We start from the raw sequence: 18,465 nt of genomic DNA, 5'->3' as shown, positions 1-18,465 counted from the left end.
AACCTTTTCCAGAAAATTTAAGACAAATAGCCCTTAATTGTTTTTAAATTTTTGAAATAGTTAATCTTTAACTTAAATTATTTCGCCTTTCGTAGTAATATAAACATTAGAAGGAGGAGATAAATTTGAATAAAACCGTTGAAAAGCGACTTACTCGTTCAGAGGTTCCTGAATCATTGACCTGGGATCTCAATGATTTATTCACATCCGACCTGGAGTGGGAGGTGGCACTGAAGGAAATTGAAGTTGACGTTACAAAATTTGCTAACTTCAAAGGAACCCTGCATACCGGGGCAAATGCACTGCTGGAATGCCTTACCGCTCAGGAAGACTTAACAAAGAAATTGGTCAAAGTCCGTACATATGCAAGCTTGAAGCAATCGGCTGATGGAACCGACCCTGCAAACCAGGCAAATTCAGATAAGGTCGCCGCGGTTTTCACAAAGGCGATGGCCGCACTATCCTTTATATCATCCGAAATTCTTGAACTTGAAGAAGGAAAAGTGGAAGAATTCGTTCAGGAAGAGGAAGGACTCGAGCCTTTCAAAAAGACTCTTCTAGAGCTTCTGGAAACGAAAAAGCATAAACTATCGCCTGAAACGGAAGAGGTCCTTGCTGCTTTAGGCGAAGTCCATTCAGCACCATACAATATATACAATATGGCCAAACTTGCTGATATGGAATTTGCTCCAATCCAAGACGAGGAAGACAACAAATTGCCAGTCTCTTTTGCACTGTTTGAGAGCCGCTATGAATTTTCACCGGATACTAATGTCCGCAGAAAAGCCTATGGATCATTCGTTTCAACACTTAAACAATATAAAAATACCATCGCAGCGACCTATGCAACCGAGGTGAAAAAACAGGTTGCCTTAGCAAAACTCCGGAATTATGATTCGGTTACCGATATGCTTTTGGAGCCTCAGCAGGTAACGAAGGAAATGTACAATAACCAAATCGATATTATTTACACTGAGCTTGCACCTCATATGCGCCGATTTGCCCAGCTAAAGAAGAAGGTGCTGGGTTTAAATAAAATGATGTTTTGTGATTTGAAAGCTCCATTCGATCCTGATTTTGACCCTCAAGTCACTTACGAGGAGGCACGGCAGCTGATTACCGATTCCTTAAAGGTAATGGGACCGGATTATATAACAATGATTGAAGAAGGCTTCGAAGACAGATGGGTGGACCTTGCTGATAATGTAGGTAAATCCACAGGTGCCTTTTGCTCCAGTCCTTATGGTTCACACCCATATATCCTGATTACCTGGGCTGATAATATGCGCGGCTGTTTCACACTGGCACATGAATTCGGCCACGCAGGCCATTTTTACCTGGCTAATCAAAATCAGCGGATCATGAATGTTCGTCCTTCCATGTATTTCATTGAAGCACCATCGACAATGAACGAAATGCTGCTTGCCCACTATCTTCTTGATCAAAATAAAGCTAATCCCCAGATGATTCGCTGGGTCGTCCTGCAGCTTCTGGGTACTTATTATCATAATTTTGTGACTCACCTGCTGGAAGCTGAATTCCAGCGCAGGGTATATGCACATGCTGAAGCTGGCAATGCACTTACGGCTAAAACTCTTACTGAGATGAAAACAGATGTGCTGACTGGCTTCTGGGGCGATACAGTAGAAATCGATGAAGGAGCCGGGCTAACATGGATGCGTCAGCCACACTATTATATGGGCTTGTATCCGTATACCTACTCTGCTGGCCTGACTGCCTCAACTGCTGTTTCTCAATTGATCCAGGAGGAGGGGCAGCCGGCTGTCGACCGCTGGCTTGAAGTGCTGCGGGCAGGCGGAACCATGAAGCCGCTGGAATTGCTGAAACATGCTGGACTCGACATGTCGACTCCAGAACCTGTGCGCAAGGCTGTAGGCTATGTCGGATCATTAATTGATCAGCTGGAAGCATCCTATCAATAAAGTAAAGAAACCCCATGGCAGTCCATGGGGTTTCTTAGCAATTACTTGTTCATTTTTGAGAGGAAGTCTCCGAGAAGGTCGTCCAAATCCTCTTCCTTTTCTTCCTCAACATGGGTTTCTGGTTGATGTACCGACTCCCAATCAAATGAATCAAGGTCATCGTCCATCGAATCGATTTCAGCTGTTGATGCAGTTTCCCGGGTTACAGGTGACTCATCCGCTAATGCGATTGGGTTCAATGGGAGATCTTCTTCCTGAAGATAAAGTGCCTCATCGATTTCAGTTGAGTTGCTGTTCAAAGAGGCCAGCAATGAGGTTGCCCGCAAAGGGTCTGTCAACAAATGATAGACGATATTCCCCAGCAAAGCTTCCGAATGCTCATGCTTGATCCAAGCCCGCTGCGATTTGCTGAGACTGCGAGGGAGGGGAATTGTAATCGTTTCTCGTTCCCGTGAATAAGAATTCCCCACACCTTTGACGACAAATTCAGCAATTTTACTTGAAAAATTCCTTCTCTCGGTTTCTTTCAAGTTTTGAAGATGTCTTAAGATATGGTCTGGTGTATCAGAGGGAACACGAAATGACAATGCTTGTCCTCTCTTAATCTCATTTGGGTTGGTTTTTTTCATGGGATCACCTTACTTTAGCTTTTGACAGGCTCTGAAGCAGTTTTGCTCTTCTCAGATTTCTTAACAAAATCCATGATGAGCTTATAGTAAGCATTGGCCATCATCCAGATGCTCTCTTTTTCATCCTCGAAAAACTCAATATTATAACCATCTAAATTATTGTTCAATGTCTTGATATATTCCTTAAGGACAGTTGCTCCGCCGCCGACGAAATAGCAAATTTCTGTCTGGGAGTTCTTCGCCCAAACATTGCGCAGTAGGCGATATTGTTTTTTCGCCAGCTCAAGAAGAATGCGATCTGTGATGTCATGGACACTTGTACGGCTTCCCTTGACCATGATATGGTTGCGGTCATTCTTGCGCGTGATGATCTCCACAACATCCGTACGGCTGTCTAACTCCACGCCATGCTTGCTGCGGATTTCTTCCCTTATTTGTTCCAGCGCTTCAGACACACCAAGGTTGAAGCCCTGTGCCTTGTCATCATCGACATTCCGGTTCTTGATGACAGCGATATCTGTTGATAATCCGCCGATATCCTGGATCAAGATTCTTCTATCAATTAAATCCTTGTTGATGATTTTCAGGCTATTATCCATTACTAGATTGATATAAGCCGCGAAACCTTCAGGATAAACCTTCACTTCATCGAATTTGATGTTCACTTTCAGTCCCTGGTATTTAGGAGTTACAAGGAATTCTACCTGGTGAACGGATCCGACCAGCTTGGAGCGGTAACCAGCGTCTTTTCCTTCTTTGACTTCACGAAGCGGAAGGCCCGTACCGAGCGTATAATTCGCATCAATGACATTCTTGCTTTTCGGGAAAAGCTTAGCATTGTCTTCATTGACTGCATCCAATGCAAGCGTAGCGAAGAGCATGATCAATGTCTGGTCTTCCTCTGACTTGCTGCTTCCGGGATCCAGTTCTGTTGCGTTATCGCTTTTTGTTGCCAGACTTCCGACACGATAGATAGCGTTATTTTCTTTCAGGGCAGGGGAGTGGACACGAATATGGATTCCATCTAGCGGATCTTTCGTATCAAGCTCCTCGATTCCGATTACAGGACGGTCTTCAGTGTCCCTCGCCACGATATTCGGGATATTCAGTTCTTTATCAAATTCTCCAAAAATAGCTTTAATAGAATCGTTACCAACATCAACTGCAGCAATTCTTGATTTCGTCATTCATATCATTCCTTTTCATTTATGTATACTTACCTACTATTCTAAAGGTAAAGGGAAATAATAGATACTGCAAGATTTACGAGTAAAAAGAAATGTAATTGTAAACATGTAAACGAGGTGTAAACCTCAATCTGCTTGTATACATAATTGTACACAACGAATACAAAGTTGTATACATGTTGATTCTATGGGATGTATACTTATTTGTAAACATGTAAACGTAATTGTACACGAACTGTTTACTTTATGTATACATGTCTACATTTTTGTATACATTGATAATTTTACCTTATTTTTCCTAGTTTCATATCTATAAGAAAACTCCCCTCCCCTGCCGTTTGATAAATCTTGAGGTTAACAGAGCAGTCTGAAAATGAATTCTTGACTGAAGAATGTATTTTTAAAGGGTAACGGCAGATGGACAGAAAATGAATGGGAGCAGATAAGAATAGGACATGGCAAAGCATAAGGAGAATATCTAGGTAGGTGATAAGTGTCGTGTGGATCTGTTAAAAGTAAACTCACCATAAATAAGCATGACCAAGTCCCCTCCCCTACTCAATAATCTAAATATCAAAGATGAAGAAAGAGATTGTCGGATCATGGTGAAAGAGGAAGAAAAACGGGTATATTCACAGCGTTTGTAAACTAATAAGGAAGGGATCTTTATAGTTTCAAAAATAAAAAGCCAGAGGGGTAACTACATTAAAAAGCCCAGATGGAAGACTGCTCATCCACCTGGACTACTGATTAATCCTCTCGTATTTCCCGACGATTCTTCTTGAATATCTTTGAAAGAACTTCATAAACAATTGGCACGACAATCAGCGTTAACAAAGTTGAGCTTGTTAATCCCCCGATTACGGTAATGGCAAGACCTTTTGAAATCAGGCCTCCCCCGCCTGTACCCATTGCCAGCGGTATCAGTGCACCGACAGTAGCAATTGCTGTCATAAGGATTGGACGTAAACGTGTTGCACCCGCCTCAAGCACTGCTTCACGCATAGTCAATCCTTCTCGTTCCATGTGAATGATCCGGTCTACGAGGACGATGGCATTCGTAACTACAATACCAATCAACATCAACAGACCCATCATGACAGAAACGGAAATCGTTTCATCAGCCATAAGCAGGCCTACGAATGAACCGATTACTGCAAATGGAAGAGAGAAAAGGATCGCGAATGGCGCGACACCTTCACGGAAGGTGACAACTAGTATGAAGTAAACAATCGCAATTGCTGCCAGCATCGCAGCACCAAGCTGTGTAAATGTTTCCGTCATGTCTGCCTGTACACCGGCGACACCCACTTCAACGCCCTTCGGCATATCTAGCTTATCAATTGCTTTTTGAGTCTCAGCAGATGCCTTTGAAATATCATCATCTACAACCGTTCCTGATACTGATGCATAGTATTGTCCTTTACTGCGTGCAAGTGTATTCATCGTGGTACCTTTTTCTACTGTTACCAGTTCTGACAATGGCATCGTCGTACCCCTCGCAGTTGGGACTTCTGTATCCAGGATATCGTCAATCGACTCCGGCTGCTTTGCCTGTTCCTGCTGAACGATGACATCAAGTGATTCACCATCTTTTTCAACAGTTGTCAACACATCTTTTGCTTTGTTGGGATTCAACATCATGACGATTTGTCCTGCTGTTAAGCCATATTGGAGCAATTCGTCCTGATCGACTTTGAAGGTGTATTCCACATATGCTTCCTCTGCACTGGAACTAACGTCTTCCAAGCCTTTAATATCTTTCATCTCTTTCTCAGCAAGGTTTACAGCTTTCGTCAATTTGTCCAGGTCTTCGCTGTAGAATGTATAGCTTATTTCATTCTCAGGCATAGACATACCGCCGAAATTCTGGCTCTTCCACTCACCACTTTGTCCAATATTGATTACATACTCTTCGATTTCTTCCCTGACTTCAGAGAAATTCTCCATTTCGGGGTCGAAGATCAGATACATCAAGGCACCGCCAGATCCAGTTCCCATCATTGCTGACATTTGATCTGCCTCTTCTGTAACAGAGATTTGAACGATATCAATATCGCCACGTTTGAGCATCTTTTCTTCCACTTTTTCAACATTTGCCAAAGTGTCTTCCTTAAGTTCGCCCGGTCCTGGCGTATAGGTTAAATACATGACCTTTTCTTCCTCGCTGCCCATAAAGCTGAACCCGATTATCGGCGTGAGCGCAAGACTACCTGCTAATAAAACCACGGCAATAAGGGATGTGATGATTTTATGGTTAAGCGACTTGTTCAAGACACCTTTATACCAGTTAGCTAATTTGCCAGCTTCTTTGTGGCTGCTCTCTGTTTTTTCACCATATAATTTCTTTTTGAACAGGAAATGTGATAACGCCGGTACAATCGTAATGGCAACAATCAATGACGCACCAAGAGCAAAAGTCATGGTCAGTGCAAATGGAGCGAACAATTCTCCTACCATGCCGCCAACGAAAATCAACGGTGCAAAAACAGCAACCGTAACAAGAGTTGAAGACAGGATCGGCTTGAACATTTCTATTGTCGCTTCACGTACAAGAGCACGCCCTGTTAATTTTTCTTCTTTCAAATGAAGGCGTCGATAAATATTCTCCACTACTACAATCGAGTCATCTATTACGCGTCCAATGGCAACAGTGATTGCGCCTAGTGTCATGATATTTAGTGTAATCTCCATCCAATTCAACAGCAGCAGTGCCATGAATATGGAAACTGGAATCGATACAATTGATATAATCGTAGACTTGTAATCACGTAAAAACAGAAGAATAACCAGGACTGCGATTAATCCGCCAAATAACGCTTTTTCAATCATCGTTGTTACAGATTCTTCAATTGGCTTCCCCTGGTCCAGTGATACATCGATGGACAGGCCATCAATTTTATCCTGTTCTTCTTTTATTAAATCCTTTACCTCATTTACAACATCAACAGTGTTTGCTTGCTGTTCCTTGACAATCTGTATAGCGATCGCATCGTCTCCGTTTGTACGGGAAATGGATTGAACCTTGCCAACTAGTTCAATCTCAGCTATATCACTCAGCTTCACAAAAGGTGATGGATTTGCCTCTGAAGGAGTCACAGGGATAAGCATGTTCTTCAGTTGTTCAGTAGTCGTGAATTTGCCATCAACGGCAACAGCCTGCTCGCTTTCCTCAAATTCAAAAAGTCCCAGGGATACATCTAAATTGCTGGCCTGGATCATTTCCTTCACTTTATCTTCGGTCAAACCGAATTGCTTCATTTTCGCTTCATTATACTCAAGATTTACTTCTTCAATATGTTGTCCTGTAATCGTTACGGAAGCAACACCATCAATTTTTTCGATTTTCGGAAGAAGGATTTCTTCGACTGTTGATGTTAGCTCAACAATATCCTCTTTCGTACTGCTGACACTTAGTGCCGCAATTGGCATCATGTTCATGCTGATGGCCGTAATCGTTGGTTCCTGTGCCCCTTCCGGCAGCTGAACCGTATCTAATGCAGACTGTAATGCCCGCTTTGCTTCATCCATGTCAATGCCATATTCATACTCCACTTGTATACTGGACATATTGGAATATGAATTAGAATAGACATATTTTACGTCTTCAAGGCCCTCAACCGCCTTCTCAATCGGAATTGATACATCCTCCATTACTTTTTCAGGCGTTGCCCCTGGATAGACATCCATAACCATTAAGTATGGAATCGAAATATTCGGGATGGTCTCCATGTTCATCCGTGTACCTGAATAAATTCCTGATACCGTGATGATAATTGTAAGCAGCCAAACGGCAAGTTTATTTCCAAGCACAAAATTGACCAGATTTTTCACTGCTGCACCTACCTTAATTTTTCATTTTTACACATTCTAATGTTAGTGACTGACCGGTCATTTGTCAATCATAGATGCACAAAGTAAAACCCGCTTTATAATTAAAGCGGGCTTGCAAATCTATTCATCATCAACTTCTCCATCGCCAATTTCATCTTCTTCTTCAACATCTTCGAGCTGTTCATCTTCTTCAGGAGGTGCATCATTGCCGCAGCCTGTAACAGAGAACATTGAAACTGCCATTAAGAACATGATTAAAAACTTTCTCATTAAAAAACCTCCTTTTGAAAAAGTATGCCCTGTAACAAGTGGTTTCTATGTGAGTGTGATGAAAACTACCTATTTTTTGTAATAAATATCTAATAAAGACAAACAATAACGGGAAAGGAGTGACTCGTGGATGGGGGAAACAAATGTGGGTTTAACCTCAACAGAAATTTCGAATATATGGTCATCATACTTGAAAAGCAGTATGGAATTACGGTTTTATCAATATTTCTATGAGACAACACATGATATGGAAGTGAAAACGATTGTAGAAAAAATGGTCGTTTTTTCTGAGAAAAGCCTGAACGACCTGAAGGATATTTTTTTAAAAGAGAATCTCACGGTACCGCTGGGATTTACAGAAAAGGATGTCAGGCTGGACGTTGAAAAGGTTTTTTCCGATACTTTTATATTATATATTTGCCATGATATTTCCATGCTATCACTTATAACTTATCCAAGCGCTTTGCCGGATTGCACACGGAAGGATACCATAGATTATTTTCAAGGGGCGATTCAATTCACACTCCAATTGCAGAAGGAAATCACTAATTTGATGCTGCAGAAGGGAATCTTCCTGAAATCTCCACAGGTAGCAATGGACCATACCATTGACATGGCAGGTGAAATCAAGTATCTCAATGGCTTATTCGGAGGCTCCAGGCCTGTAAATGCAGCGGAAATCGCAAACCTATCAAGAATCCTCCATCGAGCGCGCTTTTCAAAAATGGTCCTATTATCTTTTAGTAAGCTCGCTAGTGATAAGGAAGTAAAACAACATTTCAGCAAAGGAGTTGTCGCACTCAATAAAGTACTCGATACGCTTGAGGATACTTTTAATAAAGAAAATATCCCTTATTCAGCTTCCGGAGATTTCAACTTCTTTGAAGTGAAGAATTCACCTTTTTCTGATAAACTGATGCTATTTTTCGTGAATACTTGCCTTGGGATGTTTTGCTTCATTATGATTAACCAGGCCTTGACCTCCAGCTTAAGGTCTGATATTGTCACCAAATTCACCGTAATCTCCAACCTGATGAAAAAGTTTTATGGAAAAGGCCTGCTGCTGACCATAACCGAAAAATGGCTCGAACAGCCGCCGCAGGTGTTCAATCGGAAGGGATAACACCATTTTTATTCCAATAAAAAATAATATTTACCAGACTTTGCGTACTTGTTCCCCTTGTGCTCAAAGTCTTTTTATTTTTTCATCCTAAATATAGAATTTAAATCATACCTTGTATGAAACAATCTATTGTCTCATTTCTGAAACAGGTGTAGTTTTATTTATATGTGGAGGTTTTATGTCTTTTCACAGAGTTATATTATAAAAAGAGGCGGTACAACAAGTGAATCTTTGGAATACATATAAAAATTCATCGTTTATTTTAAAAATGACCATTGGCTTTGTCCTTGGTATTTTCGCTGGTGTTTTAATGGGAGCGGAAGCGGAGGTATTCACACCTTTTGGGACGCTGTTGATCAAGCTTCTTAACTTGATTGCGACACCGGTTGTTTTCCTGACCGTTGTACTGGCAGTCAATCAAATGAATCCCACGCAGCTTGGAAGGACAGGCGGAAAGCTGATTCTATATTATGGGGCGACAACGGCAGCTGCGGTTCTGATTGGTCTGGGGCTTGCCCTTTTGATCAATCCGGGGAATTCCCTGTCACTCCCAAATACAGAGGTGGAAAAGCCCGCGACACCCTCCATATCTGATGTCATCTTCAATATCGTTCCGGATAACTTCTTTTCTGCTTTTACCTCCGGGAACCTAATGGCGATTCTTTTCCTCGCTATTATCATTGGATTTACTATTTCAGGCATGAGGTTTTCGCATGAGGATAAAATCCAGCAATTCGGAGCACAGCTGCAAACTTTATCTGAGGCAGCAAATGAACTGTTCTTCAGGATTTTAAAAGGCGTCCTTCTGTACGCGCCAATTGGTATTTTTTCAATTAGCGCCTCCACTTTTGGAACCCAGGGGTGGGATACATTAACTTCGCTGCTTGAATTTACAGCGGTATTTTATCTGGGGATTATTATTCTCTGGGTTTTTGTCTATAGTGGCACTCTCAAGCTATTCAAGATTCCGGTCAAAAGCTTTTTCGTTAATACGAAGGATGCGTATACCACAGCCTTCTTTACTTCCAGCAGCATCGCTTCCCTGCCGGTGGCGATCGAGAGTGCAAAGAAGGCGGGCATTTCCGAAAAAATGGTGAATTTCAGTTTGCCGCTTGGAGCGGTATTCAACTCCGATGGCGGAGCACTCCGGATGGGTGCATCGATTGTCTTTGCCGCCAATGTCACAGGAGCCAACTTCTCTGTAATCGATTTCGTCACAATCATACTTGTTGGTACACTCCTTTCAATCGGGACAGCAGGCATCCCTGCCGCAGGCCTCGTCACCCTGTCTGTAGTGTTGACGATGTTTGACCTCCCCCTTGAAGTCGTTGCACTGATTGCTGGGGTTGATGCGATTATCGGCATGGCTGGCACCGCATCGAATGTGGTCGGAGACGTAGTAGGAGCAGCAGTCGTTGATCAATCGGAAAAGAAAGCAGAAGCAGCTGGTTAAATAGAAAACCGCATCTGAAGAGATGCGGTTTTTTGCTATTTGTATACAGCAAATCCTAACCTGTCACGGCACACACTATACTTTAATCTGGGGACATTATGCGCCTGCCATTTTCCCCAGAAGCCCCTTCTCATCAATAATATCCTCCAGCTCATAGACAGAAATCAGAAACATTGGAAACCCAAAAACGTATGGAGTGATTTCATATAATTGGAAGTACACAACAAGACTTTTATCGGCAATGTAAAAGTCCTGATTTTCGCGAATTCCCTTGAAGTCTCCAAGAAGCTGGATATTACGATTTTTTATTTGTTTTCCAATAATGTCTGAAAGCCTTTTAACATAGTCGCTCCCCGGCTTAAATAAATCCTTCAGCTCACTAACCTTCCCGCTTTGCAGATCAAACGTGAGCGATTTTATATAGGTCATTCCATGCGCTGCGTGATAGTGATAAGTATAATTTAGCTGAGACAAACTGAGGACATCCCTCTGGTTATTTTTAATTTCATAGTAACCAAGCATTTCTTCAACCGACGAGGGCATATTTCCAATTTGTTGGTTAATAAGCTGCTGTGCCTGGGAAACGATGCTGTGATTTATTATCCTTTCAACCTCGTGATTGGCCATATTTATGACTCTTGGAAAGTAGACTGTCCTTTTAGGGCCTCCGCTGACTTTCACCGTTTGAATGCTTATCGGGAAAGAAATCGCCATCATGACACTTCCTTTATCGTTTTTAGCCATTGTATTCACGAATACAGGATTGTAAGCCTAAAAAAGCGGCTAGACCCCTGCAGGATCTGCCGCTTCTTATTTTAATACTTTTGAAAAGATATCCTTTAAGGACTTTCCTTTTTTATAGTAAATTTCATCACGGACTTTTTCATTGATTGCCTGCCACAGCATAATCTCTACATCAGTAAGAGGCTCTGAATCATCCTCTTTCAGGAAGGCAGCAAAATAATCAAGTGGAACTCCATAGAACCTTGAAATATCCGACATGATTTCAAATGAAACCGACTTCCTTGCCCCTTTTTCAAGCATGCTTAAGTACTGCAGCGTAATCCCTGTTCCATTCGCTACGTCTTCAAGACGTAATCCTCTTTCCTTTCTCAATCTCCTTAATTCCTGGCCTAATGGCGTGGACATAGAAACTCCCCTTTTTCCTCTAGTCTATTTTCGAGACATGCTTATATGAGATGATATAGTACCAGCTAAGAATCGCCTCAAATAATGTAATAATCATTTCCACCATAATATCAGGTAATTTAAGAAACCTATTTGTTTGGTGATGAAGCAATTCATGGACAATCGTCTGAAGCTGCTCTGGATAATCGAGCTTTTCATCAATGAAAATCATTTTCCTGGCAGGATGATAGATTCCTTTTAACGAATTCAAATCTAGAGTGTGTACGTGAATGCTATATCTTTTTTCAATTCTGTAAATCAACGATTCAACATGCTTCTGATTGACTGTGATGAACTTTCTGTGCAGAAAACCAATAAAAGTATAGTACGAGAGAAAAAGGATAAGAACCAGATTTACATTCATGTGGTCAAAAAAGGCCAGAATCGGAAAAATAACCATGACTTCAAAAGTCATTGGGCCAAATCGGTCAATGAACATTTTACTGGTCACAGCACCTGTTTCAAGCCATACATAAAAGTATTTTAAGATGATACTTAACAACAGCATAATTATCAATGTGAGATACCGAGCGGTGTAAGTTTGGTCTGTGAACTCATTATAAAATTCATTACAGACAATAATAATCAGGATATACATCGACAGCAAAGCAATTGTCGACTTCAAATCCCCTCTTTTTCGGGAGATTATAGCAAACAAGCTGTCTACCAAAAGATAAATGAAGCCATATACAACTGAAAAGCGGTCAAAAATAATCAACGATAACATGACATGGAAGAACGAATAACGAAAACCAGCGAACACATTAAGATTGATCCTGTCGAAAATCACCATTATGCATAAGAAGAAAAACACATTCCATTCCAATTCTTGCGGAATCTTGACATGAATAAAGGTTAGAATCAAAGCAGGCAGAAGGAAAAAAAGATAAAAGGCTTTTTGGCTGAAGTTCTTAATGATGTTCGCCTCCGGATCCACTTTCTGTATAAGCTAACTATACTTTATTACATACGGACTGGTGAAGGATATTTTTTGTTTTAGACAAATTTTTCAAGGGAATGTTGAAATGTGTCTCTTCGATTTATTTTCTCAATAGTAGAGGCTAAATAAAAATTGTATTCATTTAATTGCTCTAGACTTAATCGTCTCTGTTCAATGCCACTATCCAGTATTACCACTGTTTATATATGCTTTTTTACAGTCTGAATCAACATCCCTCTCAATGGGAATAAATATTAAAGGTGTAATTTGGAGGCCTTTTACTTGACACTGGCCGTTATTTATATAATAATCGTTACTGTATTAGAATAATTCTAGTTTACCGAATAGTTAACTGATTTAATTCAGCTAACTATTAAAAAAAAATAATTTACCCAAATTTAAGGAGGAAATTAATCATGGCATTAATCGGTACTCAAGTTCTACCATTCACAGCAAACGCATTCCACAACGGAGAATTCATCACTGTTTCTGAAGAAAACTTCAAAGGCAAGTGGAGCGTAGTTGTATTCTATCCAGCAGACTTCACATTCGTATGCCCAACTGAGCTTGAAGACATGCAGAACCAATATGCAACACTAAAAGAAATGGGAGCGGAAGTATATTCTGTATCAACTGATACTCACTTCACTCACAAAGCATGGCATGACCACTCAGAAGCAATCGGCAAAATCGAGTACATCATGATTGGGGACCCTTCACAGAAGATTTCTCGCAACTTCGATGTATTGAACGAAGAAGATGGACTTGCAGAGCGCGGAACTTTCATCATCGATCCAGACGGCGTTATCCAGACTGTTGAAATCAATGCAGGCGGAATTGGCCGTGACGCTAGCCAGGTAGTCAGCAAGCTGAAAGCAGCACAATATGTACGCAACAACCCAGGCGAAGTTTGCCCTGCTAAATGGAAAGAAGGCGAAGCAACACTTAAGCCAAGCCTTGATCTTGTAGGAAAGATTTAAGGGGTACTTACCCATGTTATTAGATGCAGAAATAAAAGCACAATTAGCCCAATATCTTCAGATGATGGAGGGCGATGTGCTGCTTAAAGTTAGCGCAGGATCGGATGATGTATCACGTGACATGCTGACTTTAGTAGATGAATTGGCGACAATGTCATCCCGAATTAAAGTGGAGCATGCAGAATTAGAAAGAACACCTAGTTTCAGTGTCAACCGTATCGGCGAAGACACTGGGGTGACTTTCGCAGGTATCCCTTTAGGACATGAATTCACTTCATTAGTTCTTGCTCTGCTGCAGGTTAGCGGAAGAGCTCCTAAAGTTGACCAGAAAGTCATTGACCAGGTAAAAGCCATCAAAGAAGAATATCGTTTTGAAACTTATGTCAGCCTTAGCTGCCATAACTGTCCTGATGTGGTCCAAGCCCTTAACCTGATGAGCATTTTGAATCCTGGCATTTCACATGTCATGATTGATGGTGCCGCTTTTAAAGATGAAGTTGAAAGCAAGCAGGTCATGGCAGTACCGACAGTATTCCTTAATGGCGAGCCATTCGGAAGCGGACGTATGTCCCTTGAAGAGATCCTTGCGAAGATGGGTTCAGGCCCTGATACATCTGAGCTGAATGACAAGGAGCCTTATGATGTCCTTGTTGTCGGAGGCGGCCCAGCTGGTTCAAGTGCAGCCATCTATGCAGCGCGTAAAGGAATCCGTACAGGCATCGTTGCCGAACGCTTTGGCGGACAAGTTATGGATACATTAGGCATTGAAAACTTCATCAGTGTGAAGCATACAGAAGGACCAAAGCTTGTTGCAAGCCTTGAAGAGCATGTTAAAGAATATGGTGTCGATATCATGAACTTGCAGCGTGCCAAGCGTTTGGAAAAGAAAGACCTTATTGAACTTGAGCTTGAGAATGGCGCAGTCCTTAAGAGTAAAACTGTCATCATTTCAACTGGAGCCCGCTGGCGGAATGTCAACGTACCAGGAGAAGCCGAGTTCAAGAACAAAGGGGTTGCCTACTGCCCTCACTGTGATGGACCGTTGTTCGAAGGAAAAGACGTTGCGGTTATCGGCGGAGGAAACTCTGGTATTGAAGCAGCAATTGACCTTGCCGGAATCGTAAAACATGTGACAGTGATTGAGTTCAACCCTGAACTCAAAGCTGATGCAGTTCTGCAAGACCGCCTTCACAGCCTTCCGAATGTCACTGTAGTGACAAACGCACAGACAAGTGAAATTACCGGTACCGACAAAGTGAATGGTATAACGTACATTGACCGTGCATCAGGTGAAGAACATCATGTTGAATTACAAGGTGTATTCGTCCAGATCGGCCTAGTACCGAACACAGAATGGCTTAGTGACACGCTTGAGCGTACTCGCTTCGGTGAGATTGTCGTAGACAAGCACGGTGCCACAGACCTTCCTGGCGTATTCGCTGCTGGCGACTGCACGGACAGTGCATACAAACAGATCATCATTTCAATGGGATCAGGTGCAACCGCAGCATTGGGTGCATTTGATTACTTGATTCGTAACTAAGAAGAAGCCGCTTTGCTGCCTGGATTGGCAGTGAAGCGGTTTTTTATTTTTGAGGATTCTGTTTCTTGACAGTTTTACTCTCTTCTCATTAAAACCTGTCTCAATAATGAGACTTTTTGACAGCTTTAGGCCTCATGACTTCAAACCTGTCTTAATAACAATGCTTTCTTGACAGCTTTATCCTCTTATCCTTTAATCCTGTCAAAATAACAGAGCTTTCTTGACAGCTTTGCCCTTTTTATCTTCAAACCTGACTTATACTCCCGGTTCTAACAAAAGAACTGCCCCACCAGTAAAAAAACCTTTAATCCAAAATGGATTAAAGGTTTTTAGCCATATTAAAGTCTATCACCAAAGAATCAGCTATAAACTCTCTCTTTTCCGCTCAATCCTAATGTCTTCGCTGTGGACTCATGGATTTCATGGAAAAGTTCCGGGTTATCCACTAGAGAGACGCCATAGGAAGGAACCATTTCTTTGATTTTATCTTTCCATTCAAACATTTTCTCTGGAAAGCATTTTTCCAAAACTTCAAGCATGACATTTACGGCAGTGGATGCACCTGGAGATGCGCCGAGCAATGCTGCTACTGACCCATCTGAAGCGCTTACTACTTCGGTGCCAAATTGGAGTGTGCCTTTGCCGGATTCCGTGTCTTTAATGACTTGTACACGTTGCCCAGCCACTACGATACTCCAATCTTCACTTTTCGCATTTGGAATGAATTCACGCAATTCTTCCATGCGTTTTTCATGGGAAAGCATTACTTGTTCGATCAGATACTTCGTCAAGGCCATTTCCTTCATGCCCGCAGCCAGCATCGTAATGACATTGCTAGGTTTTACAGAACCAATCAAATCCAGATTAGACCCTGTCTTCAAGAACTTAGGTGTAAAGCCTGCAAATGGTCCAAATAACAATGACTTTTTGTTATCGATGAATCTTGTATCCAGATGGGGCACAGACATAGGAGGAGCGCCCACCTTGGCTTTTCCATAGACTTTTGCATGATGCTGCTCCACTACTTCGGGATTGTTGCAGACCATAAACAAGCCGCTTACTGGGAACCCGCCAATCTGCTTGGATTCTGGAATGCCGGTTTTTTGCAGCAATGGCAAGCTTCCGCCACCACCACCGATAAAGATGAATTTAGCCTTATGGTGTTCGACTTTACCGCTATCAAGATTTTTAACCTTGACATCCCATGAACCATCGCTATCACGTTTGATATCTTTTACACTATTCCTATAGTTAATCTCAACATTTTTGTTTTCAAGATGCTCAAACAACATCCTGGTTAAAGCTCCAAAGTTAACATCTGTTCCCGAGTCTATTTTTGTGGCAGCAATCGGTTCAGTTGATGTGCGGCCTTCCATGACTAAAGGAATCCACTCCTTCAGTTTCTGAGGATCTTCGGTATATTCCATCCCTTCAAACATAGGGATAACTGAAAGCGCTTTAAATCGTTTTTTCAAAAAGCTTACATCTTTTTCCCCTTCTACTAAACTCATATGTGGCAGAGGCCTGATAAAGTCCTGAGGATTACGGATTAAATTGCTTTTTACTAGATGTGACCAAAATTGTCTTGAAACCTGAAACTGTTCATTGACGTTAATGGCCTTTTTAATATCAATTGTTCCGTCCGGTTTTTCAGGTGTATAGTTCAGCTCACAAAGAGCAGCGTGGCCGGTTCCTGCATTGTTCCATTCATTGGAGCTCTCTTCACCTGGTGAAGCTAGTTGTTCAAATACTTTGATTTCCCATTCTGGCGCTAACTCTTTCAGCAATGATCCCAACGTCGCACTCATGACTCCAGCACCTATTAAGATAACGTCTGTTGCTTTCTGTACGTTGCTCATTATACCCTTCCTTGTCCGTATATTTGAGTAAGTGCTCCGCTGGATTGCAAGGGAGCACACCGTTTCCGCCTCTGTTAAAACCATAACATATCTATTATAAGGACTTAATGATTAAAATATCTACTATTTACTGATAATTATAAACTATTTTGCCACTGTAAAAAAGTGTGAAGTCTTCCCACGGGCTTAAATGGATTTTTATTCCACCTGCTTATGTGAAATTCTTGCCTTATAAAAAGTTACTTTAAAACTCTTTGTGACTACCTGTTTTAATAATTAATCATTACTTTATATACTCTTTCATAATAGCTGAAGGTTATTTTTCAAAGTAAAATAAGCCTCATTAATCAAAATGCCTTGTTAAAGGCTGAACCTATATACTAGCTAAGTTCAGCCTTTAAAAAGGTATCAAATTACCCCAGTATACCCCTATCTTTAATTTTGAGGATCAACTTTGTAAACCAATAAGAAATATATGCAATGATCACGTCGATGAAAAAGACATAAAGCTGATTCATGCCTTTTCTCATCTCTACTAAACCTATGTATTCTTCAATCGTCGCAAAGCCAAAAGCAAATACGGCACTGAGCAATAAAACATAAATATAAAAATTCTTTTTATTCTTAGTACAATATTGATATAAAAGTAAAAATCCTACTGGCAGCGCAGAAGCTGTCATACTGAGTGCGGGTGGGAAAAATGGCGATAGAAAATATGTATGGATAAAGTAATTGTAATTGGCCAGAGCCTGGTTTATGTAGGTCCAAAGGATATGGACCGTATAACCAAAGAAAAAGATTTCAAATATTCTTTTCCGGTCAATTACAAAATATAAAAAAATTAATGGCAGCAAGAAGAACGCAAGGACTAGCCAAAACTGCCAATTCCCCAGATCTGAGTATTGTTTCCAATATGAATATACTAACTGACTTAATTCATCATTTTCTCTATATATTTGCTTCCAATATTCTTTATAGTCCATAAAAGAAACCCCCTTGCCATTGGTATCCATGATTTCTTTTATCAAGTCTCTACATAACTTACTTTTTATATACAGACAGTGACATAAAGTCTCCACTATTGAAATTAAAAACCCAGCTTTGAAGTGTGAGGTTCTTCTAGTTTCCCTGTGATTGATAAGATTCTAATTGCGCAGAGCTATTAACCTTTCCCTCTATATTTTGATAAACATTCTGTTTTTTGTCGGACGGCATATAAATTTTTCTCTGAAAAAATCAGCAAAATTTCGGGACTTTATGTCGATAATTATTTAGTATTTGTCGAATGGAAATGGTTTCAATCAACTATTGTTTAATTTATAATAGTTCTAAAGAACGATGTACGATATATTAAAGTGGCCACGGAATATATCAAAACATCAAAAATAAAAGCTGTTTAAATAAACTTTTATCCAGCTTTATCAGGGAAGCGTCGATATATAGCCTTTACCTGGACACTTGGGCTATAAGGAGCTAGTAGTGTAACCGGCCCTCTTAATTACTTATTAAGAGGAGA

Annotated in this window: 14 protein-coding genes and 1 riboswitch; of the genes, 5 read left to right on the top strand and 9 right to left on the bottom strand. The window is 41.0% G+C overall.

The annotated features are described in order from the left end of the window. Positions 1-125 precede the first annotated feature (125 nt). Complete coding sequence (gene pepF / locus B5X77_RS05775) at positions 126-1,943, top strand: oligoendopeptidase F (protein WP_079506068.1); 1,818 nt, start codon at positions 126-128, stop codon at positions 1,941-1,943. Between the two features lie 41 nt (positions 1,944-1,984). On the opposite strand, the gene B5X77_RS05770 is transcribed toward pepF, so the two are convergent. The 4 genes from B5X77_RS05770 to B5X77_RS23230 form a co-directional block, all read right to left on the bottom strand. Further along, positions 1,985-2,572 carry a hypothetical protein gene (locus B5X77_RS05770; RefSeq protein ID WP_079506067.1) on the bottom strand — a complete coding sequence of 196 codons (588 nt, stop codon included), beginning with the start codon at positions 2,570-2,572 and terminating at the stop codon, positions 1,985-1,987. A gap of 14 nt (positions 2,573-2,586) precedes the next feature. Next, a complete protein-coding gene (locus tag B5X77_RS05765; protein WP_079506065.1) occupies positions 2,587-3,759 on the bottom strand; it encodes a ParM/StbA family protein in 1,173 nt (390 codons plus the stop codon). 750 nt (positions 3,760-4,509) lie between these two features. Next, the gene (locus B5X77_RS05760) at positions 4,510-7,593 is read right to left on the bottom strand and encodes an efflux RND transporter permease subunit (protein ID WP_079506063.1); all 3,084 of its coding nucleotides are present in this window, start codon (positions 7,591-7,593) and stop codon (positions 4,510-4,512) included. 120 nt (positions 7,594-7,713) lie between these two features. Next, entirely contained in the window at positions 7,714-7,863 is a 150-nt protein-coding gene (locus B5X77_RS23230; protein WP_176167248.1) for a lipoprotein, read from the bottom strand. A 130-nt stretch (positions 7,864-7,993) separates the two neighbouring features. On the opposite strand from B5X77_RS23230, the gene B5X77_RS05755 reads away from it, so the two are divergent. Together B5X77_RS05755 and B5X77_RS05750 are read left to right on the top strand one after the other, a co-directional pair. Continuing rightward, a complete protein-coding gene (locus B5X77_RS05755) occupies positions 7,994-8,986 on the top strand; it encodes a DUF3231 family protein (protein WP_079506061.1) in 993 nt (330 codons plus the stop codon). A gap of 223 nt (positions 8,987-9,209) precedes the next feature. Beyond that, on the top strand, positions 9,210-10,439 hold the full coding sequence (locus tag B5X77_RS05750; protein WP_079506059.1) for a dicarboxylate/amino acid:cation symporter: 1,230 nt from the start codon (positions 9,210-9,212) through the stop codon (positions 10,437-10,439). A 96-nt stretch (positions 10,440-10,535) separates the two neighbouring features. Here B5X77_RS05750 and B5X77_RS05745 read toward each other — a convergent pair whose 3' ends face one another. The 3 genes from B5X77_RS05745 to B5X77_RS05735 form a co-directional block, all read right to left on the bottom strand. Further along, on the bottom strand, positions 10,536-11,153 hold the full coding sequence (locus B5X77_RS05745) for a DUF3298 and DUF4163 domain-containing protein (RefSeq protein ID WP_079506057.1): 618 nt from the start codon (positions 11,151-11,153) through the stop codon (positions 10,536-10,538). Between the two features lie 96 nt (positions 11,154-11,249). Continuing rightward, complete coding sequence (locus B5X77_RS05740) at positions 11,250-11,588, bottom strand: helix-turn-helix domain-containing protein (RefSeq protein WP_079506055.1); 339 nt, start codon at positions 11,586-11,588, stop codon at positions 11,250-11,252. Positions 11,589-11,607: 19 nt separating this feature from the next. Beyond that, the gene (locus B5X77_RS05735; RefSeq protein WP_176167247.1) at positions 11,608-12,390 is read right to left on the bottom strand and encodes a hypothetical protein; all 783 of its coding nucleotides are present in this window, start codon (positions 12,388-12,390) and stop codon (positions 11,608-11,610) included. Between the two features lie 593 nt (positions 12,391-12,983). Here B5X77_RS05735 and ahpC point away from each other — a divergent pair. Continuing rightward, a complete protein-coding gene (ahpC, locus tag B5X77_RS05730; RefSeq protein WP_079506051.1) occupies positions 12,984-13,547 on the top strand; it encodes an alkyl hydroperoxide reductase subunit C in 564 nt (187 codons plus the stop codon). A gap of 13 nt (positions 13,548-13,560) precedes the next feature. Next, positions 13,561-15,090 (top strand): alkyl hydroperoxide reductase subunit F, encoded by a 1,530-nt coding sequence (gene ahpF, locus B5X77_RS05725; protein WP_079506049.1) that lies wholly within the window; start codon positions 13,561-13,563, stop codon positions 15,088-15,090. A gap of 359 nt (positions 15,091-15,449) precedes the next feature. Here the strand turns inward: ahpF and B5X77_RS05720 are convergent, their stop codons facing one another. Beyond that, positions 15,450-17,033 carry a malate:quinone oxidoreductase gene (locus B5X77_RS05720; RefSeq protein WP_079506047.1) on the bottom strand — a complete coding sequence of 528 codons (1,584 nt, stop codon included), beginning with the start codon at positions 17,031-17,033 and terminating at the stop codon, positions 15,450-15,452. Between the two features lie 329 nt (positions 17,034-17,362). Continuing rightward, positions 17,363-17,932, bottom strand: a complete 570-nt coding sequence (locus B5X77_RS05715; protein WP_079506045.1) for a hypothetical protein — start codon at positions 17,930-17,932, stop codon at positions 17,363-17,365. Positions 17,933-18,365: 433 nt separating this feature from the next. Further along, a riboswitch (cyclic di-GMP riboswitch) is annotated at positions 18,366-18,449 on the top strand. Positions 18,450-18,465: the final 16 nt, after the last annotated feature.

It is taken from the genome of Mesobacillus jeotgali (assembly GCF_900166585.1).
Classification (GTDB): domain Bacteria; phylum Bacillota; class Bacilli; order Bacillales; family Cytobacillaceae; genus Mesobacillus; species Mesobacillus jeotgali_A.
Note: the sequence above shows the minus strand (reverse complement) of the source record. Positions and strands in the feature narration are given on the sequence as shown.